The 22,107-nt window shown below is 70.2% G+C and carries 12 protein-coding genes and 1 tRNA gene; 2 read left to right on the top strand and 11 right to left on the bottom strand.

Annotated elements, in window-relative coordinates:
- Positions 1-5: 5 nt before the first annotated feature.
- From DJ476_RS19155 to DJ476_RS19145, 3 genes are all read right to left on the bottom strand, one after another.
- Positions 6-1,850: an HSP90 family protein gene (locus DJ476_RS19155; RefSeq protein ID WP_112491126.1), complete on the bottom strand. Its 1,845-nt coding sequence runs from the start codon at positions 1,848-1,850 to the stop codon at positions 6-8.
- A gap of 211 nt (positions 1,851-2,061) precedes the next feature.
- On the bottom strand, positions 2,062-3,051 hold the full coding sequence (locus DJ476_RS19150) for a hypothetical protein (protein WP_112491125.1): 990 nt from the start codon (positions 3,049-3,051) through the stop codon (positions 2,062-2,064).
- A gap of 255 nt (positions 3,052-3,306) precedes the next feature.
- Positions 3,307-4,581, bottom strand: coding sequence for a DNA-methyltransferase (locus DJ476_RS19145; RefSeq protein ID WP_112491124.1), 1,275 nt, complete (start codon positions 4,579-4,581; stop codon positions 3,307-3,309).
- 197 nt (positions 4,582-4,778) lie between these two features.
- Between DJ476_RS19145 and DJ476_RS19140 the strand changes: the two genes are divergently transcribed.
- Positions 4,779-6,647, top strand: a complete 1,869-nt coding sequence (locus tag DJ476_RS19140; RefSeq protein WP_112491123.1) for an AAA family ATPase — start codon at positions 4,779-4,781, stop codon at positions 6,645-6,647.
- The gene (locus tag DJ476_RS19135) at positions 6,644-8,758 is read left to right on the top strand and encodes a hypothetical protein (protein WP_112491122.1); all 2,115 of its coding nucleotides are present in this window, start codon (positions 6,644-6,646) and stop codon (positions 8,756-8,758) included. The genes DJ476_RS19140 and DJ476_RS19135 overlap by 4 nt, the downstream gene beginning before the upstream one ends.
- 112 nt (positions 8,759-8,870) lie before the next feature.
- Here the strand turns inward: DJ476_RS19135 and DJ476_RS19130 are convergent.
- The 8 genes from DJ476_RS19130 to DJ476_RS19095 form a co-directional block, all read right to left on the bottom strand.
- Positions 8,871-8,944 (bottom strand) — tRNA-Thr (locus tag DJ476_RS19130).
- Positions 8,945-9,062: 118 nt separating this feature from the next.
- A complete protein-coding gene (locus DJ476_RS19125; protein ID WP_103417967.1) occupies positions 9,063-10,595 on the bottom strand; it encodes an alpha/beta hydrolase in 1,533 nt (510 codons plus the stop codon).
- A gap of 81 nt (positions 10,596-10,676) precedes the next feature.
- Entirely contained in the window at positions 10,677-11,891 is a 1,215-nt protein-coding gene (locus tag DJ476_RS19120) for a DNA polymerase III subunit delta' (RefSeq protein ID WP_103417966.1), read from the bottom strand.
- Between the two features lie 108 nt (positions 11,892-11,999).
- Positions 12,000-15,398: a dTMP kinase gene (gene tmk, locus DJ476_RS19115; RefSeq protein ID WP_112491121.1), complete on the bottom strand. Its 3,399-nt coding sequence runs from the start codon at positions 15,396-15,398 to the stop codon at positions 12,000-12,002.
- A gap of 179 nt (positions 15,399-15,577) precedes the next feature.
- Complete coding sequence (gene topA, locus DJ476_RS19110) at positions 15,578-18,451, bottom strand: type I DNA topoisomerase (RefSeq protein WP_112491120.1); 2,874 nt, start codon at positions 18,449-18,451, stop codon at positions 15,578-15,580.
- Positions 18,452-18,732: 281 nt separating this feature from the next.
- Positions 18,733-18,930 (bottom strand): hypothetical protein, encoded by a 198-nt coding sequence (locus tag DJ476_RS19105; protein WP_070204529.1) that lies wholly within the window; start codon positions 18,928-18,930, stop codon positions 18,733-18,735.
- An 808-nt stretch (positions 18,931-19,738) separates the two neighbouring features.
- Positions 19,739-21,277, bottom strand: coding sequence for a DUF7059 domain-containing protein (locus tag DJ476_RS19100; RefSeq protein ID WP_112491119.1), 1,539 nt, complete (start codon positions 21,275-21,277; stop codon positions 19,739-19,741).
- Positions 21,278-21,411: 134 nt separating this feature from the next.
- Positions 21,412-22,059 carry a small secreted protein gene (locus tag DJ476_RS19095; protein ID WP_112491118.1) on the bottom strand — a complete coding sequence of 216 codons (648 nt, stop codon included), beginning with the start codon at positions 22,057-22,059 and terminating at the stop codon, positions 21,412-21,414.
- Positions 22,060-22,107 lie beyond the last annotated feature (48 nt).

The following is a 22,107-nucleotide window of genomic DNA, read 5'->3' as shown; positions in this document are numbered from 1 at the left end:
TGTCCTTAGCTGTCCTCGCGCAGGGAGCTGTCCTTGCGCAGGGCGTGGGCGAGAAGGTCGAGGAAGGAGCGGTTGATCAGGCTCGACTCGGCGGGCCTGAGCGGGCGCCGGGAAAGCAGCGCGGCCTGCCCGTAGAGGGCTTCGGCGCTGGTACGGGCGAGTTCCGGCTCGTCGATGGCGACGGCGGTGCGCACCAGCGGGTTGAGCTGGTTGAGGATCAGCTGGGCGCGCGGGGCCTCCTGGCGCAGGGCGCCGAGGATGTCGCCCCAGAGGCCGCCCTCCTGCTCGCGGGCGAGCTGGGAGCGGGTCCGCTCGTGCCGGGCCTCGCGGCTGTCGACGAGGAGGGCGGGCGCGGAGGCGGGGTGGAAGGTGCGCAGCGCGACATCGCAGTCGAAGACGGCGAGGGCGTCGCGGGCCAGGGCGAGGTAGGCCGCGGCGGCGAGTTCGGTCTCCCGGTCGACGGGGTCGAGGTGGGCGGTGAGGGTGGCCGGGTCGAGGTCGGCGACGCTCGCGCCGGGCCGGATCTCGGGGAGCCGGTGGACCAGTTCGCGGTCGTAGGTGTAGCCGCCGTTGACGACGCCGAGCCCGGCGGCCGACGCGATGGCCGCGACCTGACGGAACTCCTCCACGCTCGAGGTCACCAGCACCGTGCGGTGGGTGCGCGCGAACTCGTCGAGGGTGGTGTGCCCGTCGGTCGTCTCGAACGGCAGCCAGGGCAGCAGCAGCCGCAGGATCTCGTCGTCGTGCACGGCCAGGGACTTCACGGCCAGGTGGTGCGTCTGCAGGAACCGCCCGAGCAGCTCGGGATCGCTGGCGGCGGCCCGCGCGATCCACTCCCGCAGCCGCTCGGCGAGGGCGTCGCGTACGGCGGCGAGGGTGTCGTCCTCGTACAGCGCCTCGCGGGACGCGGTCGGGCGCAGGCTCTCGGCGTCGATGACACAGCGGACGAAGAAGGCCCACTCGGGCAGGATCTCGTCGGCCTGCTCGGAGAGCAGCATGCCCTTGACGTGCACCCGGTGCCCGTGGCGGCGCCCGGCCGGCACCGCCTCGGGCAGCACACAGGCGATGCCCTTCAGCCCGACGGCCGGGAGGTCCAGCTCGATGGTGTCCAGCGGCGCGAACCCGAAGACCTCCTGGCCGTACGCCGCGAGCGCGCGGGACCGGGCGCCCGGCGTCGGATACGTACGCGCCCAGGGCGCCGGCTCGGGGTTGACGGAGACCCCGGCCCCTCCCGAACCGTCGTCGAAGACCACCGGATGCCGCAGCAGCGACCCGAAGTGCCGCCCGAGCGCCTGCACCTGGGTGGGCCGGGTCCACTCGCCCGCATCGCTGCGCGGGGTCAGCGTGACGGTGGTCCCGGGCCGCGTCCGCGCGGAGGCGGGCAGGGTCCGGACGCTGTAGCTGCCGTCCCCGTGCCCGCGCCACTCCACGGCGGGGGCGTCGGGGGTGCGGGCGGACCGGCTGAGGACATGGATCTCATCGGCGACGAGAAAACAGGACAGCAGCCCGATCCCGAACTGCCCGATGAAGTCCCCGCGCTGCTCGGCGATCCCCTCGGCCCGCTTGCTGCTGCGCCCGATGGTGGCGAGGAAGGTGTGCACGTCGGCCTCGCTGAGCCCGACCCCGTCGTCCTCGACGCGCACGACGGACCCGTCGGCGTACAGACGGATGCCGAAGGCGTCGGCGGGGGCGGCCGGTTCGAGGGCGTGCCGGGCGGTCAGCGCGTCCACGGCGTTCTGGAGAAGCTCACGCAGATAGACGCGGGGGCTGGAGTAGAGGTGGTGGGAGAGGAGATCGACGAGGCCGCGCAGATCGACTTGGAAGGCGCGGTCGGCGGGGGTCAGGGTCATGGAAGCGTCCAGGGAAGAAGATCAAGGGCAACGGGTAAGAGCGCGGGCACGGACGAGAACCGGCCTGCGCGGGCACGGATCGGAACCGCCCTGCGCGGGCACGAACCGGAACCGGCCTACGCGGGCACGAACCGGGACCGCCCCGCGGGGACATGAACCGGAACGGACCTACGCGGACACGGACCGGAACCGGCCCGCGGGGGCACCGGCCTCAGCCGCGACGGGCGCGCCGGTCGAACTGCTCCTCCGGGTCGGCGAAGTAGTCCCAGGGCCACTCGGTGCGGGCGCCGTCGAGCGCCTGGAAGACGCGGCGGACGGTGTGGCGCTCACCGGCGAGGGAGAGGGCCATGGCGAACGTGTTGAAGTCGTACTGCCACCCGGGGCTGCGTACGTAGGAGGGGTGGAGGATGCTGTGCTCGGCCGCGGCCCGCAGCTCCGCCCGGATCTCGTCCGTTTCGAGGCAGTCCCCGCCGTCCGACTCGACCCACTCCTCGATACGGGCCATGGCGATCACACAGCCGAGCCGATGCCCCTGAGGAGCCCGCTGGAGCGCCTCACGGGCGAAGGCCAGCGCCTCCCCCTGCTCGCCGCCCCACCGGGGCTGCAACTGCGAGAGCCAGTCGATGTGGATGTCCAGGTCCAGCGGCTCCCGCCGCAGGGCGGCGTCGAACCGGGCCCGGTTCACCTCGTCCCCCAGCGACATCCCCCGCCCGGAGGTGAGCAGCCACCGCCAGGGCGTGACCCACCCGCTCTCCAGCTCCACGGCGGCCAGCAGTTGTTCCTCCGCGATGGCGAGCCGCTCGCCGAAGACCTGCCACTGCTCCCGCGTGACATCGACGGCCCGCGCCGAGGTTCGGGCCTCCCACCCCCAGGTGACATGGCGCGCCCCGGATATCAGCAGAGCGGCGGCCCGGTGCTCGGCATCCCCCTCCACGGCCTGCCCGATCCACTCCTCCACCCCGCCCACACCGACCAGCTCCCCGAGCACCTGGTGGTCCCGCCCGAGGTCGAAGGGCTCGAGCCCCGCCTTGACCCCCTCCCAGTCCCCTCTCCCGGCAGCCTGCACCACCGCAAGCACCCGCCGGTCCCCGAGCGCCCGCAGCCTGTAGCTCTCGCCCTTCCGCCTCCGCTCCCCCGGCAGGGCATACGGATCCCCCGCCCCCGCTCTCTCCCCGCCCCTGCCGAACAACTTCCCGAGCATGCCCGAGCCCTCCCCTGATGCCGCGTGATCTTCGGGTGCAGCATAAGGGGGGCCTCTGACAGGGGCTCTACGGGATATTCACAGGGGCTTCACGTGGGGGGGAAGTGGCGGATGGCCTCAACCGTCCCTCGAAGGAAGGTGCCGATCCCGCAGGGGAACACCGGACCAGCCGACGAAACCCCAGGTCAGCACTGACCTGGGGTTTGCACGGGCCGCTTCAGGGTTCAAGAACTCGCTGCCCGGCAAGAAAAATCGTCAGGCGATGCCGGTCATCGGAAGAGTCTGGGCAGTCGCTGTCGAAGACGGTGCAGCAGCAGCCACGAATCCACTGTTGGGTGCGGCCGCGATGGCCTCCTGCGCTGTAGCCAGGTAGCGGGGAGACACATCAATACCGACGAAACGCCGACCGAGCGCGCGAGCCGCAACACCAGAGCTGCCACTACCGACGAATGGATCGAGGACCAGATCATTGACGTCGGTGCTCAGCGCGATGCAACGGCCGGGCAGAGCCGTGGGGAACTGAGCACCGTGCCCACCCCGGCCACTGGACGTGGGCATGACCCAGACATCCGACAGCTTGTCCGACTCCCACCCGACGTTTCGCCCGCCGAGCGCCGGCCCGGTGGTGCGGTAGGCGAGCTTGTTGAACTTCGGGGCCCGGGTCGTCGAAAGGTGCAGAACGTACTCCAGCCCTCGGCTGACACGCGAGTTCTGCGGTTCAGGGGTACTGCTTGTCTTTACCCAACTAATGACGCTTTTGACGTAGTAGCCGATCCGACTGGCCCGCTCAGCAACCTGGGAGGGGATCATGCACTGCTCCCCATCCTCGAGGTAGGAGTGCCCAGCGCTGTACCGGCGGCAATCGTAGTCGCCCCAGGAACGCCCGTCCTTGCCCTGCATCGCCCTGAGTGTTTCGGCGGCGTTACTACGGATCTGAGTACGGGTGTTGTAGGTATCACCCAGATTCCACCAGACCGACCCATTCGCGCTCACCTTTGAGCGAAGCTGGTGCAAAATTTGCACCGTGTGCCTCACAAAGCCCTCAGGGGTTTGCTCGTGGCCGTAGACGGCCTCCTCGCCATCCGCCCAGACGACGCTCGTGGCGTCCTCGTAGATGCGCACACCCCAATACGGAGATGACGTAACAACGCACTGAACGGACATATCAGCCAGATAATGCAGACGGTCCAGCACATTACCCTGGAGGAGCTCGAACTCCTCCGGCTCGGCTCCCGGCGTTGCCGACGAAGGAGAAAGAGAGGCAAGGTAGGGCAGAACTTTGCTGCGGGGAACGAAAGTCTCGCTGAATGCATCCTGATCCAAAAGCAACAAGACATCGTCGACCGACACCTCACGGACACGGGCACGCCCCACAACGCGCCGAATGAAGGCCGGAGACATGCCGACGACCGGCGCAACCGCCTCCACCGGGAATTTGTCGGAACGCCCCTCCCAAGCGGAACGGTCCAGCGTGACTACGGGGGTCTTCGGCTTGATATCGGGCAGCCGAGGATTTGAAGCGGTAGCCACAGCGTTCCCCTCTGTAACATATGTGGTATCGACGGTCGAACCCTACCGCAGGCGCCGACCCGACCAGGATACGGACGCCGCTGTCCCGCTAGTCTGTGTCGGTGCCGTGGCGCCCTTCCGTGTAGCACCAGGGCAGGGAGGGCGCCACCCACAGACCGATCGACCGCCGCAGGCACGCGGCCAGACAGGGGGAGCAGATGCCACGTTGTTCGCAGGAGGCGCTGGAAGAAGCGCTGCTTCAGCTGGCCGAGCACGCCGGGGGCAACAAGCACCGGTCGAATTGGATGTCCAATTTCCTGGCCGCTTGCCGAGTCAAGGCGGCAGGCTATTCGAACACCATCCAGGGCGCCAACCAGGCCGTGGAGGACCTCTTCGTACTGCTGCCCGACAGCAGGGAGCACGGCCGTATCAATCCATTCGTGGCACCCGACTCCGTCAGCCGCTGGTTGAAGATCGCCGACTCCGGCCGGTCCACTGTTTGGAACACCGGGACCCGCAGCGGCAGACAGCGGGTTTTGTTCAATAAGGAGCACTTCAAGCACGGCTTGCGGGACGATGCCATCGATATCCTGCTGAAAGGAATCGGCAACACGACGCTCCCCGGTCGGGACGCACTGGCCCTGTTCCTCACCCGCAATCACGACTGGCACGAAGAGCCGTCCCGAGAGAAGTTGCACCAAGTAGCCCGTCACCAAATCGGGCTGAGCCAAGATGAATTTATACGAATTACTTCGAACAGGATGCTGAAGCACCCCGTCCTGGGTGAGCCGGAGTGGAGTCCCGATCTGATCGAAGCACCCATGCATCAGTCTCAAGCCCCCAGCCGTCGCACCGGGGCACCGGCTCACGAGCAGGAGGCTCTGCCGGAACCGGAGCACAGGCCTCAGCAGAAGAGCACGGCGGACGCGCAGGATGACGAAGGGTTCGGCTGGACAGAAGGCGTATGCCACCACTCCCTGCGCGATGTGGATATTGAAACCCTGACTCGTCAGGTATTGGAGAGCCTCGCAAGTCAGCACATAGTTCTGCCCGATGCAGAGCGACTTGTACAGCGTTGTGTGAGTGCCCTTCTCGTTGGCAACCTCGTACTCCAGGGACCACCCGGAACCGGCAAGACCACTTTGGCGCGACTGCTTGCGGATGCCTTCGAGGTCGACTGGATCGGGACCACCGCCACGAGCGAGTGGTCCCCGTATCACGTCGTCGGTGGCTTCCGCACGGCCTCCGACGGAGGTCTGGCTGCAGCCCATGGCGAGGTGACCCGTGCCGTCCTGCAGTGTGCCCGCATCGTCCAGCAGGACAGCCGAGCAGATGTGGAAGGAGAGGCGAGCGACGATTCGTTGGCCGGCTATCAGGCAGCCTGGCTGTTCATTGACGAGTTCAATCGCGCCGACATCGACAAGGCGATCGGCTCTCTGTTCACTGTGCTGTCCTCCTTTGACGCACAGCACTTGCAGAAGACTCCGGTGGAGCTCTGGTTCGAATCCACCCCGAGCCGGCAGAAGCTGTGGGTCCCGGCCCGCTTCCGGATCATCGCCACGATGAACGATCTGGACACTTCTTTCGTCAACCAGATCTCGCAGGGCCTGACCCGACGCTTTCAGTTCATCACCGTCGGAGTGCCCACGGAGCGCGCGAGCTCCCAGCAGGAACTCACTGACGAGCTTTGCCAGGCTCTCGCATCGGCCCATCGCTGGCTGAGCACTACCTACGGTCAGGTCCTCCGCCCCGGTTCGCTGGAAGAGGCGAGGGAGGCGTCCCAGACTGAGATGAAGCGTTTGCAGAGCATCGTCGACGGGCTGCGACAGCCCGATACAGGACCGGGTTGGCCGGTGGGCACCGCCCAGGTAGTGGATGTCCTGCGTCTGATGCTGCTCCAGTGGGCAAGCAATCCGGCCGGAGACCTGGCGACCGTGCTCGACGATGCCGTGGCCGACCGCATGGTGCCGCAGATGGCAGGCGTAGGCAACGAATGGCAGACATTCGTCGAGCTCTTCGAGGCCCAGGGCTTCACCGCTGCGGCTCGGGCCCTGCGCCATCTGGCCGACCCCCACCACACACCGTGAACGCCTCCGTAGCGCCGGACGATGGTTCCAGCCGGCTCGAGCGGGATCTCAGCGAGGAGCGTCACACAGGGGCCGCTACCAGTGGCGCCCTGAGCACGGTGGCGCGGCGCGCGGCCATCGCCACCGCTCTCACAGTCGTCGGCCGGTACTTCTCTACAGGGCTCCAGCCACTGACTCCGCAAGTGGCGCTCGGCCACGCCGACCGAAATGGTCACGTCGGCGTGGAGTCGACAGATGCCTTGCTGAATGCCCTGCGGCTGCGGGCAGGGCTCGCAGCCGCTCGGCGCATACGGCTGATTCTCGAGCAGATCGCGGGCAGAGCAACCTTCCAGTACGAGCTGCGGGCCGCAGAGAGCACCGGACAGGTTACCGGTCAGCTGGACGTGAGCCGGTACCTGACGGCGCGCGGTGCTGTCACGGATGTGCCGACGTATCCAGTACTCAGGGTGCAGCGGACGGAGCGCACTCCGGAGAACGTCCTCGCTGCTTACGCCACGCGCTGGATTCTGCGCGAGCTACACACATGCGTGGCAGCGATCCGTATCCCTTCGGACGGGCCCGAGCAGCGCCGCTATCAAGAAGAACGGCAGGCGCTGGAGCGCGCCCTGCAACTACCGTGGCTGAAGGCATGCGTCCCGGCGGCAGCCCGGATGCGCCATCGGAAGGCCGAACGCGACCTGCTCGGCTCAGTGAAGCGACGACTGCAGCGCCGCGAGATAGCGAACACCGCACCTTATACGGAGCTGGTCGCCTGGGTTGAAAGTGTCCTTGTCGACGAGCCCGTGGTCGACTCCGGGGACCTGGAGTGGGATTTCTACGACGATCGGTTCGACACCCGTTTGTTCGAATTGTGGTGCCTGCACATGCTGGCAGCGGAAATCTCCCGGCAGCTCGTGGTACCTGTACCAAAGCTGGACCCGGGTTGGCGCACCGGCCGCCCGGCATACACCTGGCACCAATACGCGGGAACGATCGAACTGTATTTTCAGCGATCCCTGTCTCTCATTGCGCCCGGGCGGCCTGCACGCTGGCGCCGCGACGACAACAGGCCGCTCGGTGGGGTGCCCGACATGGTCATCCGGACAGTACGACGCGACAACCCGGCCGCTGAGCGCTTCGCGGTGATCGACCCCAAACTGCGTCAACGTGGCGGCCCGCCGACAGAGGAGCTGTACAAGATCCTCGGCTACCTTGACAACTTCGGCCTCTCCGCCGGCCCGCTCGGCGCGGTCCTGTTCCATACGACCGGTACAGAGAACCTGAGCGGTTACACCTACCGCGCACACGACCCAGGCAGAGAAGGCTCCGACGCCGACGGGGAAGGACGGCTGTACGCAGTCCGGCTCAACCCTGCCACACCTGAGGCAAGCCAGGAAGCACTGGCTCCGCTTGCGACCACCATCCTTGGCCTGCTCGACATCCCCCGACTGGACCAGTACGCGAACGAAGGACCTGCCACCGACGACGAGGGTGAGCGGTTCTACCGCGCGAAGCAGGCCGAGCTTCAAGCCTGTACAGACACGATCCCGCCTCAGCTCCTCAACCAGTCACGTCATCGCGTCCGCATGGCGCTCGGTGACGCGCGTTGGCAAAGCCTTGGCGAACAGGCCCAGGCCATGCTTGCAACCGCCGAGTACATCGGATTCTCCCTGCTCGCAGACTCCGATGCCGGGCGAGGGAGGACGGGATACGACTACTCCGGCCCTGTGATCGGGATGTGCGCCAGCATCGAGAGCGTTTTGCACGACCGCATCATCTCCCCTGCCACGACACACGACACCACCCTCCATGGAGAGTGCGCGAAAGCAACACTCGGCAATGTCATCCGCATCATCGAAGACAGTCTCAGCGGTATCAGCAACCCTCAGCCGAAGCACCTGGCAGTACTCGCCCACCTTGACACCACGGGCGTGGACAAGAATGCCGTGCGCAACCTTGTCCCACCCCTGCGGCGGATCAGCCAGAGCTTTCGTAACCCAGCTGCCCACCGGCATGTGCTGACACAGCAGACCTGGACCAGGTTGTGGCAGATCGCGGTCAGCGAAGACAGAATCCTGACGCAAGTGATCGATGCTGTGACACCGCTGTCCAGCACAGGCGACGGCAACTGAATCGGTTCCGGCATAGCGCTGCCACCGCGGCACCAAGGGCGCAAGCCCTCCTCGGGTGACCGGGGAATCAAAAACCCCGGGTCAGTGACTATCTGACCCGGGGTTTCATCGGAGCCGCCTTCGGGATTCGAACCCGAGACCTACGCATTACGAGTGCGTTGCTCTGGCCAACTGAGCTAAGGCGGCACGCCCTGTCGCACTATGGTGCGATCAGCAGCGGGGCCAAGTCTACACAGTTTCCGGGGGTGCTCCGCACACCGCGTCCCCGGGGGCGTCTGTGCTGGTCAGGGCCGGTGTGGGGAGGTCAGGTGCACTTCTTGCCGTCGGTGGGCGGGGTGCCCTCCAGGAGGTAGGTGTTGATCGCCGTGTCGATGCAGTCGCTGCCCCGGCCGTACGCGGTGTGGCCGTCGCCGTCGTAGGTGAGCAGGGTGCCGGAGTCGAGCTGGGCGGCGAGGGCCTCGGACCACTTGTAGGGGGTGGCCGGGTCGCGGGTGGTGCCGACCACGAGGATCGGGGCGGCGCCCTTCGCCTCGGTGCGGTGGGCGGTGCCGGTGGGCTTGGTGGGCCAGTAGGCGCAGTTCAGGGAGGCCCAGGCGAAGCCCCGGCCGAAGACCGGGGAGGCTTTCTCGAAGTCCGGGACCGCCTTCTCCACCGCGTCGGGGCCGTCGAAGGCGGGCGGGAGGTCGAGGCAGTTCACGGCGGCGTTGGCGAACATCAGGTTCGCGTACTTCCCGTCCAGGTCGCGCTCGTAGTAGCTGTCGGCCAGCGAGAGGAGGCCTGAGCCGTCGCTGCGCTGGGCGCCCTCCAGCGCCTCGCGGAGCTGGGGCCAGGCCGCCTCGTCGTACATCGCCGCGATCACTCCGGTCGTCGCCAGGGACTCGCCGAGCTTGCGGTCCTCGTCGCCCGTCGGGATTGGCTCGGCGTCCAGGTCCTTGAAGAGCTGCTTCAGCGCCGTCGCCGCGTCCGCCGTGGACGTCGTGCCCAGAGGGCAGTCCGGCTGCTTGACGCAGTCGGCGGCGAAGGACTGGAACGCCCCCTCGAACCCCGCCGTCTGGTCGCGGTTCAGATCGACCGCCGGGAGGGACGGGTCCATCGCGCCGTCCAGGACCAGGCGGCCGGCCCGGTCCGGGAAGAGGTCCGCGTACGTGGCGCCCAGGAACGTGCCGTACGAGGCGCCGACGTAGTTCAGCTTCCCGTCGCCCAGCAGGGAGCGCAGCACGTCCATGTCGCGGGCCGTGTCGACGGTGGAGACGTACGGGAGGATCTCGCCGCTCCGCTTCTCGCAGCCCTGCGCGAACTTCTCGAAGGCGTCGGTGAGCTTCCGGACCTCCGCCTCGTCGTCCGGGGTCTGGTCGACCTGGGTGTAGGCGTCCATCTCCTTGCCCGTCAGGCACTCCACCGGCTCGCTGCGGGCCACGCCGCGCGGGTCGATGGCCACCATGTCGTAGCGGGCGCGCACCGGGGCCGGGTAGCCGAGCGCCGCGTACCCCTGGAGATAGCCGATCGCGGAGCCGCCGGGGCCGCCCGGGTTCACCAGGAGCGAGCCGATCCGCTTGCCGGGGCCGGTGGCCTTCTTACGGGAGACGGCGAGGTCGATGTCGCCGTCGGACGGCTTGTCGTAGTCCTTCGGCGCCTTCATCGTCGCGCACTCGAACCCCTCCACCCCGCAGTCGCGCCAGCTCAGCTTCTGCGCGTAGTACGAGTCCAGCCCGGCGGGGGCGGCCGTGCCGGTGGCGGAGGCGCTCGGCGACGAGCCTCCGCCGCTGCAACCGGAGGCGAGCAGACCGGCCGTGCCGATCCCGATGGCGAAGGTGCGGAGCAGGCGCCTGGTGTTCATTCTGGGAGCGTATCCGGCAGGTGACGAGTCGTCCGATTCCCTGCTCATTCGGGTGAACCGGAGCCGGGCCCCCCAGGTCCGTCAGCCCGCTCTCAACGACATCGTCATCGCCTCCACCGCCAGCAGCGGCGCCACATTGCGGTCCATCGCCCGGCGGCACGCGATCACCGCCTCGATCCTGCGCAGCGTCTGCGCGGGCGTCGACGACTCCGCGATCCGGTCCAGCGTGTCCTGCACATCCGCATTGGCGATGGCGATCCGCGAACCGAGCTGGAGCGCCAGCACATCCCGGTAGAACCCGGTCAGCTCGGTCAGCGCCAGGTCCAGGCTGTCGCGCTGCGTACGCGTCTTGCGGCGCTTCTGCTTGTCCTCCAGCTCCTTCATCGCCCCCGCCGTGCCGCGCGGCATCCGGCCCCCCGCGGCCGCGCCGAGCGCCGCCTTGAGGTCCTCGGTCTCCTTGGCGTCGACCTCCTCCGCCTGCTGCTTGGCGTCCTCGGTGGCCGTGTCGATCAGCTCCTGGGCCGCCTTGAGGCAGCCGCCGACATCGGCGACCCGCAGCGGAACCTTGAGCACCGCCGCCCGGCGTGCCCGCGCCCGCTCGTCCGTGGCCAGCCGGCGCGCCCGGCCGATGTGCCCCTGGGTGGCCCGCGCCGCGGCGTGGGCGCGCTCCGGGTCGACGCCGTCGCGGCGGATCAGGACGTCCGCCACGGCCTCAACCGGCGGGGTGCTCAGGGTGAGGTGGCGGCAGCGGGAACGGATCGTGGGCAGCACGTCCTCCAGCGAGGGCGCGCACAGCAGCCAGACCGTGCGCGGCGCAGGCTCCTCGACCGCCTTCAGCAGCACGTTGCCCGCGCCCTCGGTGAGCCGGTCGGCGTCCTCCATCACGATGACCTGCCACCGGCCGACCGCCGGGGAGAGCTGGGCGCGGCGGACCAGGTCGCGGGTCTCCTTCACACCGATGGAGAGCAGGTCCGTGCGGATGACCTGGACGTCGGCGTGCGTACCGATCAGGCTCGTGTGGCAGCCGTCGCAGAAGCCACAGCCCGGCTCCCCGCCCAGCGCCCGGTCCGGGCTGGTGCACTGGAGCGCGGCGGCGAAGGCCCGGGCGGCGGTGGCCCGCCCGGAACCCGGCGGTCCGGTGAACAGCCAGGCGTGGGTCATCTTCGAGCCCTGCGCCTCGGGGTCCTCCGGCCTGCCGTCGGAGACCGCCGTGACCAGCGCGTCGGCGTCCCTGGCGGCGGCGGAGAGCTGCTCCCTCACCCGGTCCTGCCCGACCAGGTCGTCCCATACGGTCATCGGTCACCGCCTTTCGGATTCCATTGTGGGGGACGCCACTGACAGTCCGGCCCGCCCACCCCCTCGGGGGCGGACGGGCCGGATGCCGGACGTCGGTGTGCCTGTACGTCAGCCGCGCGGGCGGCGCCCCCGGCCGCCGGTGGGGCCGTCGTCGTCGTGCCCGCCGAGCAGTTCGTCCGCCAGCGTCGGCAGGTCGTCGAGCGGGGTCTCCTCGGCCCAGTCCGGACGGGGGCGCTTGCGGCGGCTGCGGGAACCGCCGTCCGCCGGGGCGGCCGCCTGCGGGTCCTCGATCTGCGGCAGCTCCCGGGTGCGCTCGTTCTCGCTCTCCGCCGGGGAGGGGTCCGGCGCCTCGTCCCGGAAGTAGCCCTTGGGCACCCGGTCGGCGGGACGGGAGGGCTGATCGCCGCGTACGGGCGGCAGCACGGCAGTCTCGTCGGCGTCAGGAGCGGCACCGACGGCACGCGGGTCCCGTGAACCTCCCGAGTTCCGCGAGTCCCGGGGATCGGTGGAGTCGGAGGCTCCGGCTTCACGTGCGCCCCAGGCGCTGCGGGCACCACCGGCGTCACGGGAGTCCCGCGCAGCACGCGGGTCCCGCGCAGCACGGCCGCCCCCGGCGTCACCGCCCTGGCGCCCCTCCTCCGTGACCCGCGGCAGCATCGCCGTCACGTCGTCGTCCGGGCGGGACGCCCCCGCACCGGACTCCTCCGAACCGGCCCCCTCCGGACGCGACGCCCCCGGACGCGCCGTCGGCACCGGCTGCGTGATCTCGTTCGGGTTCACGATCGGTGTGGGCACCGTGAGCTCGTTCTCCGGAACGGTCGGCCCGTGCCCCTCCGACCGCGAGGACGCCTCGGACCGGGAGTCACGAGAAGCGCGCTCCGCCTCCGTACGCGCCGCCTCCGCCCGAGCCGCCTCCGTACGCGCCGCGGCCTCCGCCTCGGCCCTCCGGCGGGCCTCCTCGGCCCGTACCAGCGCCTCTTCGGCCTTCCGCTGCTTCTCCAGGCGGAGCGCCTCGGCCTCCTTGCGCTGCCGGGCCTCCTCCTCGGCCTGCTTGCGGAGGCGTTCCTGCTCGGCCTCGCGGGCCCGCTCCTCGGCCTCCAGCCGGCGGCGGTCCTCCTCGGCGCGGCGGCGGGCCTCCTCGGCGCGCTGCCGGGCCTCCTCCGCCTGGCGCTCGGCCTCGCGCTGCCGCGCCTCCTCCAGCTCGCGCTGCTTGCGCTCCTCCTCCTCGGCGCGCAGCCGGGCGAGCTGCTCCTGGCGCTCCTTCTCCAGGCGCTCCTCCTCGGCCTTGCGGGCGGCCTCTTCCTCCGCCTTGCGCCGCGCCTCCTCCTCGGCCTTGCGCCGGGCCTCCTCGATGGCCTGGATCTCGGCCTCGGAGAGCGGAAGGAGCTGGTCAAGCCGGTGACGTACGACCGTGGTGATCGCCTCGGGCTCCTGCCCGGAGTCCACCACCAGGTAGCGCGTCGGGTCTGCGGCGGCCAGGGTCAGGAACCCGGACCGGACCCGCTCGTGGAACTCCGCGGGCTCCGACTCCAACCGGTCCGGCGCCTCCGTGAACCGCTCGCGCGCGGTCTGCGGGTCGACGTCCAGCAGCACCGTCAGATGCGGTACGAGGCCGCTCGTCGCCCACCGGGAGATCCGGGCGATCTCGGTCGGCGCCAGGTCGCGGCCCGCGCCCTGGTAGGCGACGGAGGAGTCGATGTAGCGGTCGGAGATGACGATCGCGCCCCGCTCCAGCGCCGGGCGGACCACGGAGTCGACGTGCTCGGCGCGGTCGGCGGCGTACAGCAGCGCCTCGGCGCGGTTGGAGAGACCGGCGGAGGAGACGTCCAGCAGGATCGACCGCAGCCGCTTGCCGACCGGGGTGGCCCCGGGCTCACGGGTGACGACGACCTCGTGGCCCTTGGACCGGATCCAGTCGGCGAGCGCCTCGACCTGGGTGGACTTGCCCGCTCCGTCGCCGCCCTCCAGGGCGAGGAAGAAGCCGGTGGCCGCCGGGGCGACCGCCGGGTCGCCGCCGCGCAGCGCCTCGCGCAGATCGCGGCGGAGCGGTACGCCCGACCGGTCGTCGGTCTTCGCGACGACGATCGCGGCCAGCGGCAGCAGCAGGGCGCCGACCAGCATCAGGGTGAAGGCGGCACCGCCGTGGGCGAAGACGAAGTCGCCGGAGGCGGAGGCCAGCCGGTGCTGCCCGATCGCGGCGGCGAGCAGCGGACCCGCGACCGTGCCGAGCGCGACGAGCACCCTGACGAGCGCCTGGAGGTGCTCGGTGGTCCGGCCCTGCCGGGCCGGCTCGGTCTCCTGGTCGATGATCGCGTGCCCGATGTTGGCGGTGACCCCGGCCGCGTAGCCGGCCAGCAGCGCGATCGCGATCCCGGTCGCCGTGTCCGGCACCAGGCCGAGCGCGAGGAGCGCGATGCCCGTGGTGGCGGTGGCCAGTGCGAGGAGGCGCCGCCGCGACAGGGTGGGCAGCACCTTCTGCGCCGTACGGATACCGAGGGCGGTACCGCCGGTCAGCGCGAGGATCAGCAGCGCGTACGTGACGGGCCCGCCGCCCAGGTCGTAGGCGTGCAGGACGGATACGGCGGCGGCCGCGGCGATCGCTCCGGCGACGGCGGCGCAGACGGCGACGGTCAGCGGGAGCGCGCCCGTACGACCCTTGTCGGGGCGGCCGTCGTGGGTGGGGCGGCGCAGCCCTTCCAGGGGCGAGCGCGGCCGGGGGGTGGCGGTGTCGGGCAGTTCGAGGAAGTACAGGGTCGAGATGGAGGCCGAGAACAGACCGGCCGCCACATAGGAGCCCAGCGCCGCCTGGTGGAAGGAGAACCACTCCAGGCCCGTGCCCAGGAGGTTGCCGATCAGTGTGGCGGCCAGCAGGACCACCGCGGCGGCGGGGACGGCGAGGAAGTTCGTACGGAGCGACAGCCTGCGCAGGGCGTCGAGGTGGTCGGGGAGCGGGCGGACGGCGGCGCCTTCGAGCGGCGGGGCCGGCAGCAGCGCCGGGGCGGCGCTCTCCTTGGCCACCGCCCACAGACGCTCGGCCGCACCGGTCACAAAAACAGTAATGAGGACCATCATGAGCGCCTTGTCCGGCACCCAGTCGATCCACAGCGGGGCGATGATCAGCAGGGCGAGCCGCAGCCCGTCCGTCCCGATCATCAGCCACCGCCGGTCCAGCTTCCCGCCGGGCGCCGTGAGCGACGTCAAGGGCCCCAGGAGTACGGCTCCGAAGAGCACGGTGGAAAGGATCCGGGCACCGAACACGGCGGCGACGGCGAAGGCCGCCCCGCGGTATCCGGCCCCGAATGAGCCCTCCAGGACCGCTGCTTGCAGCGACAACAGCACCAGCACGAGAAGGGCGAGTGCATCGCCGATACCGCCGACGAGCTGGGCGCTCCACAACCGCTTCAGCGGGGGAACACGCAGCAGGGCTCGTACGGCGCGCTCGCGTGAGTCTGCGGCAAGTGTGTCGGAGGTGGGGCTCACGACCGTTGGCTGCTCGGCTCGCGTCATCCGCCCAGCCTATCGGCAGCGACACGGTGACTGTCGGCCCGTCCGAACATATGGCCACAGATCACTTCCGGCCGACTCGCCCACGCCCTCTTGACGTGACGCTGCCCGGCACCTCTATAGGCAGGTGCCGGGCAGGATCACGCGGTGGCCGAAGCGACCAGTCCTCGGTCGGTCCTCGGTCAGTCCTCCGAAGAAGCAGCAGAAGAAGCAGAGGCAGCCTTCTTAGCCGCCGTCGTGGCCTTCTTGGCCGTCGTCGTCTTCTTCGCAGCGGTCTTCTTGGCGGCCGTGGTCTTGGTGGCCGCCGTCTTCTTCGCGGCCGTCTTCTTGGCCGTCGCCTTCTTCGCCGGGGCCTTCTTCGCCGTCTTCTTCTTGGCGGGTCCCTTGGCGCGCTTCTCGGCGAGCAGCTCGTAGCCGCGCTCCGGCGTGATCTCCTCGACGCTGTCACCGGTCCGCAGGGTGGCGTTGGTCTCGCCGTCGGTGACGTACGGGCCGAAGCGGCCGTCCTTGACCACCACCGGCCGCTCGCTGACCGGGTCGGTGCCCAGCTCCTTCAGCGGCGGCTTGGCCGCGGCCCGGCCGCGCTGCTTGGGCTGGGCGTAGATCGCGAGGGCCTCTTCGAGGGTGATGTCGAAGAGCTGTTCCTCGGAGGTGAGCGACCGGGAGTCGGTGCCCTTCTTGAGGTACGGGCCGTAGCGGCCGTTCTGCGCGGTGATCTCCACGCCCTCGGCGTCCGTGCCGACGACGCGCGGCAGCGACATCAGCTTGAGGGCGTCCTCCAGGGTGACCGTGTCCAGGGACATGGACTTGAAGAGGGAGGCGGTCCGCGGCTTCACCGCGTTCTTGCCGGTCTTCGGCGTCCCCTCGGGCAGCACCTCGGTGACGTACGGGCCGTAGCGGCCGTCCTTGGCGATGATCTGGTTGCCGCTGACCGGATCCGCACCCAGCTCGAAGTCGCCGCTCGGCTTGGCCAGCAGCTCCTCCGCCAGCTCGACGGTCAGCTCGTCGGGGGCCAGGTCCTCGGGCACGTCGGCACGCTGGTGGCCCTCGGCGTCCTTCTCGCCCCGCTCGATGTACGGGCCGTAGCGGCCGACGCGGAGCTTGATGTCGTTGCCGACGGGGAAGGAGGAGATCTCCCGGGCGTCGATCGCGCCGAGGTCGGTGACCAGCTCCTTCAGACCGCCCAGGTGGTCGCCGTCGCCGTTGCCCGCGTCGGACGCGGAGCCCGCACCGGCCGGGTCGTCGCCGGAACCGGCCGCTCCGAAGTAGAAACGCTTCAGCCACGGCACGGACTGGGCCTCGCCCCGCGCGATGCGGTCGAGGTCGTCCTCCATGCGGGCGGTGAAGTCGTAGTCGACGAGCCGGCCGAAGTGCTTCTCCAGCAGGTTGACCACGGCGAAGGAGAGGAAGGACGGGACGAGCGCGGTGCCCTTCTTGAAGACGTAACCGCGATCCAGGATGGTCCCGATGATCGAGGCGTACGTCGACGGGCGGCCGATCTCGCGCTCTTCCAGCTCCTTGACCAGCGAGGCCTCGGTGTAGCGGGCCGGAGGCTTGGTGGCGTGCCCGTCGACCGTGATCTCGTCGGCGGTCAGCGCGTCACCCTCGGCGACCTGCGGCAGCCGGCGCTCGCGGTCGTCCAGCTCGGCGTTCGGGTCGTCGGCGCCCTCGACGTACGCCTTCATGAAGCCGTGGAAGGTGATCGTCTTGCCGGAGGCGGAGAACTCGGCGTCCCGGCCGTCGCTCGCCCGGCCGCCGATCTTGACGGTGACCGAGTTACCGGTGGCGTCCTTCATCTGGGAGGCGACGGTCCGCTTCCAGATCAGCTCGTAGAGCCGGAACTGGTCGCCGGTGAGGCCGGTCTCGGCGGGCGTGCGGAAACGGTCGCCGGAGGGGCGGATCGCCTCGTGCGCCTCCTGCGCGTTCTTGACTTTGCCCGCGTACGTACGCGGCTTCTCGGGGAGGTAGTTCGCCCCGTACAACTGCGTGACCTGGGCCCGGGCCGCGGCGACGGCGGTGTCGGACAGGGTCGTGGAGTCCGTACGCATGTAGGTGATGAAGCCGTTCTCGTACAGCTTCTGCGCCACCTGCATGGTCGCCTTGGCCCCGAAGCCCAGCTTGCGGCTCGCCTCCTGCTGGAGGGTGGTCGTACGGAACGGGGCGTACGGGGAGCGCCGGTACGGCTTCGACTCGACGGACCGGACCGCGAAGGAGGAGTCGGCGAGCGCGGCGGCCAGGGCGCGGGCGTTCGCCTCGTCCAGGTGCAGCGTCTGGGCGGAGCCGGCCTTGAGCTGCCCGTCGGGGCCGAAGTCGCGGCCCTGGGCGATCCGGCGGCCGTCGACCGCGCTGAGGCGGGCGGTGAGCGTCGAGGGGTCGGAGGCGTCACCGGTACGGCCGGTGGCGAAGGTGCCGGTCAGGTCCCAGTACTCGGCGGAGCGGAAGGCGATGCGCTCGCGCTCCCGCTCGACGACGAGGCGGGTGGCGACGGACTGGACGCGGCCCGCCGACAGCTTCGGCATGACCTTCTTCCACAGGACCGGCGAGACCTCGTAGCCGTAGAGGCGGTCGAGGATACGGCGGGTCTCCTGGGCGTCGACCATGCGCTGGTTCAGCTCGCGCGGGTTGGCGACGGCGGCCCGGATCGCGTCCTTGGTGATCTCGTGGAAGACCATCCGGTGGACCGGGACCTTGGGCCGCAGGACTTCCTGGAGGTGCCACGCGATGGCTTCGCCCTCGCGGTCCTCATCGGTGGCGAGGAAGAGTTCGTCGGACTCGGCCAGCAGCTGCTTGAGCTTCCTGACCTGGGCCTTCTTGTCGGCGTTGACGACGTAGATGGGCTGGAAGTCGTGTTCGACGTCCACGCCGAGGCGGCGGACCTCGCCGGTGTACTCGTCCGGGACCTCGGCCGCGCCGTTCGGGAGGTCGCGGATGTGCCCGACGCTCGCCTCGACGACGTATCCGGGGCCGAGATAGCCCTTGATCGTCTTCGCCTTGGCAGGCGACTCGACGATGACGAGTCGGCGGCCGCCCTGTGCGGTCTCGCTGGTCGGGGACAACTTCGCTCTTCTCTCCGGTCGACACTCGATGGGCATCCGGGCAGCGCCGAAGCGCTTCCCGCGGTGCTGTCGCTGCGGAGTGTGACGGTACAACCCGCCCCCGTGTCAAACGGCAAAAGCCCGCAACGGCCACTCGAACGGTAACCCGACTTCCGCCATTCCTGCCGCCCGGACCGTCGGGTCCGCGCCGTGCGAAGCCCTGGCCCACGGATATCCGGAAGGGGTGGAGGTGTCCGCCGAGCAGCCCTGGGACCGGTGCGCGGCCCCGGCGGTGGAGGGGGTCAGACGAGCGTGAAGCACCAGACGCCGAGGGCGAGGAAAAGTACGCCGAAGAGGGTCGTGAGTGCGGTGGAGGCGATGGGGCTCACACCGTGCAGCACCGGCGCACGGTGCAGGGCGCGCGCCCCGGTCCAGACGAGGAGGGCGGCACCGAACAGTGCGAAGGCCGTGCCCGCGAAGACTGCTGCGACGCTCTCCATGTCGTACCTCTCGACCTTCCGAACCCTCTCGTACCGCCCGAGCACGCCGTCGTACTGCTCGATCATGAGGGAGGCTGCCACCCCGGAGCGTCGCCGACACGAACCCCGGGTGAACAGCACACACCCACCGGGAGTACCGGGGCTGCCACAAGCCGTGAGGGCGGTCGGGGGCGGGGCCGTGGCGGGGGCGGCGCCTGGGGCCGTGCATGGGGCGGGGTCGCCGCCCGGCGGTGTCCGCACGGGCCGTGTCGGCATGCGCCCGGTAGCGCTGCACGCCGGTGACGGCACGCGCCGGTATCGCCGTACGTCATACGTGGTACGGATCCGGCCACGCCGGAAGTCAGGGGCATGTCACCCGAACAAGGCCCGGACTCCCCCGGTACGGCCCCGGGCACCGAGCCCCCACCCACAGCCGCGAAAAGCACCGGGACGGACCCCGGCGGACCGCCCGCGAACCCGGTAGCGGAATCAGTGGAGCGGACAGGGACGGGACGGCGGCGGACGCGAAGGAGCTGGTAAAGGGGGTGTCGGGAGGGCAAGGCAGCGTCGGCCCGTTCCGGAGCGGAGTGCGGCGGCACGGCCGGGGCGACCGGCACCCGGTGGGCCGTACCTGCGTTCGCCGGAGATCACCGCCGTGCCGCCGTGGACGCGTACGGCGACCGGTCCGGACACCGCGCTACGCGGCGGACAGAGGTGAGCCGTCGGCCACTCGGAACGCACGGGACGCACGGGACGCACTCACCAGGAGACCGAGGGAGAAGGCCGGTATATCCGCCCCCCCAAAGCCCGTTCCCCCCGTGACGGCCCCTCAGCCGAGCCCCTCCTCCCGTACGGCCCCGGCCACCGGCACCGGCTCCAGGAAGCCTTCCTCGACCAGGAGCCGGATCGCCTGCGGGGTGCGGTCGCGCAGGAGCACCGGGTCCTCGGACATCAGCTGGGCGATGGCGTCGAGGATCCGCCCGGCGGGCAGCGAACCGTCGCACACTCCGGCAAACCCGGCGGCCACCGCGTCCACCTTGGTCGCCCGCATCATCCCTCGGTGCTGACGCAGCACCACATGCTCGGGATCCTCCGCCCCGGGCAGGCCCACCTGCTCCTGCACCACCTCGGCGGCGAGGGTGAAGTGCCCGGCGAGCAGCGCGGCGTCGTCCTGGTCGCGCAGATAGTCCTGGCGGGCGAAGTGCTCCTGCACCGCCCGGCCCAGCGGCTGCTGCACGGCGTGCGGCCACTCCTCGACGACGATCGACGGGCGCCCCTCGGCCGCGGCGGCGGACCGGCGCAGGGTGATCCACCCGAAGCCGACGGACGTGGTCCCGCGCGCCTCGAACTCGTCGAGCCAGGCCTCGTACCGCTCGGCGTACGCGGCCGGGTCGCTGCGGTGGTCGCCGCTGTCCCGCAGCCACAGCTCGGCGTACTGCGTGACGTCCTGGACCTCGCGCTGGACGATCCAGGCATCGCACCCGGCGGGCACCCAGGAGCGCAGCCGGTCCTGCCACTCCTCACCCTCCACGTGCTCCCAGTTGGCGAGGAACTGGGCGTATCCCCCCTCGTTGAGATGGTCGCCCGCCTGCCGCACCAGCGTGCGGCACAGCTCGTCACCGGCCATGCCGCCGTCCCGGTAGGTGAGGCGGGCGCCGGGCGAGATGACGAAGGGCGGGTTGGAGACGATCAGGTCGAAGGTCTCGGTGCCGACCGGCTCGAAGAGCGAGCCCACGCGGAGGTCGGCGGGGGCGGCGCCGGAGAGGGCGAGGGTGAGCCGGGTGAACTCCAGGGCAAGGGGGTTGAGGTCGGTGGCGGTGACCCGGGTGGCGTGCTGGGCGGCGTGCAGTGCCTGGATGCCGGAGCCCGTACCGAGGTCGAGGGCGGAGGCGACCGGCGTACGGACGGTGATGGAGGCGAGCGTGGTGGAGGCCCCGCCGACGCCGAGGACGACGCCCTCCTCGCGGGAGCCGATGCCGCCCGCACCGCCGACCGCGCAGCCGAGGTCGGAGACGATGAACCAGTCCTCGCCGTCCGGCCCGCCGTACGGCCGTACGTCGACGGTGGCGCGGACCTGGCCGTCCTGGAGGCGCGCCCAGCCGTCCTGGACGCACTCCTCCAGCGGCAGCGCGGCGCGGGCCTGCTCCTGGGGGACGGGGCGCTGGAGGAGGAACAGCCGGACCAGCGTGTCGAGCGGCGACGCTCCCCGGGTGGCGCGCAGGGCGGGGACCGTCTCGCTGCGGGCGAGCGCGGCGTAGGCGGCCGCGCCGAGCCGGTCGAGGAGGCCGTCGGCGGTGAAGTCCGCGGCGAGCAGCGCCTCGCGGAGGGTGGCGGTGTGGTCGGGTGCGGGAAGGCTGGTCTCACTCACCCGACCATTGTGGCCGGTCCCACTGACAACGGCAGCGGCCCGGACACCCACCGGGTGTCCGGGCCGCCCCGCGTCAGGACCGTTCCACCGGCCCTCGGGCCCTCAGACCGCCGGGGATCCCCGAAGGCCGCAGGTCACGACTTCTTCTCTTCCGACTTCTCCTCCGAGGCCGAGGCCGAGGGAGTGGCTGCCGCGTCCGGCGCCGCGGATCCCCCGGGGCTGGCGGGCCCGGTCGAGGCCGCCGACTTCTGGCAGCCCTTCTGCTTGGACATCGCCGTGCCCAATTCACCGGACTCCAGCTTCTTCAGCGCCTGGTCACCGTTGGTGCTGATCTTGTGCAGCTCCTCGGCGATGCCCTTGAGGCCGTCGGCGAACTTCGCCTGGTCCTTGATCTCGATGGCCTCGACCTTGACCTTCAGCGCCGCGTAGGCCTTGGAGGCGTCGTTGAGCTCCTTCACGGCCTCCTTCTGCATGGTCTCGCCATCGTCGACCGGCGGCGGACCGGCCGATTCCACGGCCTCGCCGAGCTCCTTGTACGCCTGGGAGATCTGCTGGAAGGCGATCGAGTCGGCTTCCCGGACATCAGCGGGCTTGCTGTTGTCGGCGGTCTGCTTCTGGATGGAGGCGTTGGCGTCGGTGATCTTCTGGAGCTGGGGCTGGAACTGGTCACAGACTTTCTTGGCCCAGTCGTTCACCTTGTCGCCGCTGTCGTCGCTGCAGCCCGACAGCGTCAGTACGAGTACCGCACCGCCGGACAGGGCGGCCGCAAGCTTCTTGTTCACCGGATGGGTCCCTTCCAAGGCTCTCGGCCCCGGAACTTACACGCCGGG

The sequence above is a fragment of the Streptomyces bacillaris genome (assembly GCF_003268675.1).
Lineage (GTDB): Bacteria > Actinomycetota > Actinomycetes > Streptomycetales > Streptomycetaceae > Streptomyces > Streptomyces bacillaris.
Note: the sequence above shows the minus strand (reverse complement) of the source record. Positions and strands in the feature narration are given on the sequence as shown.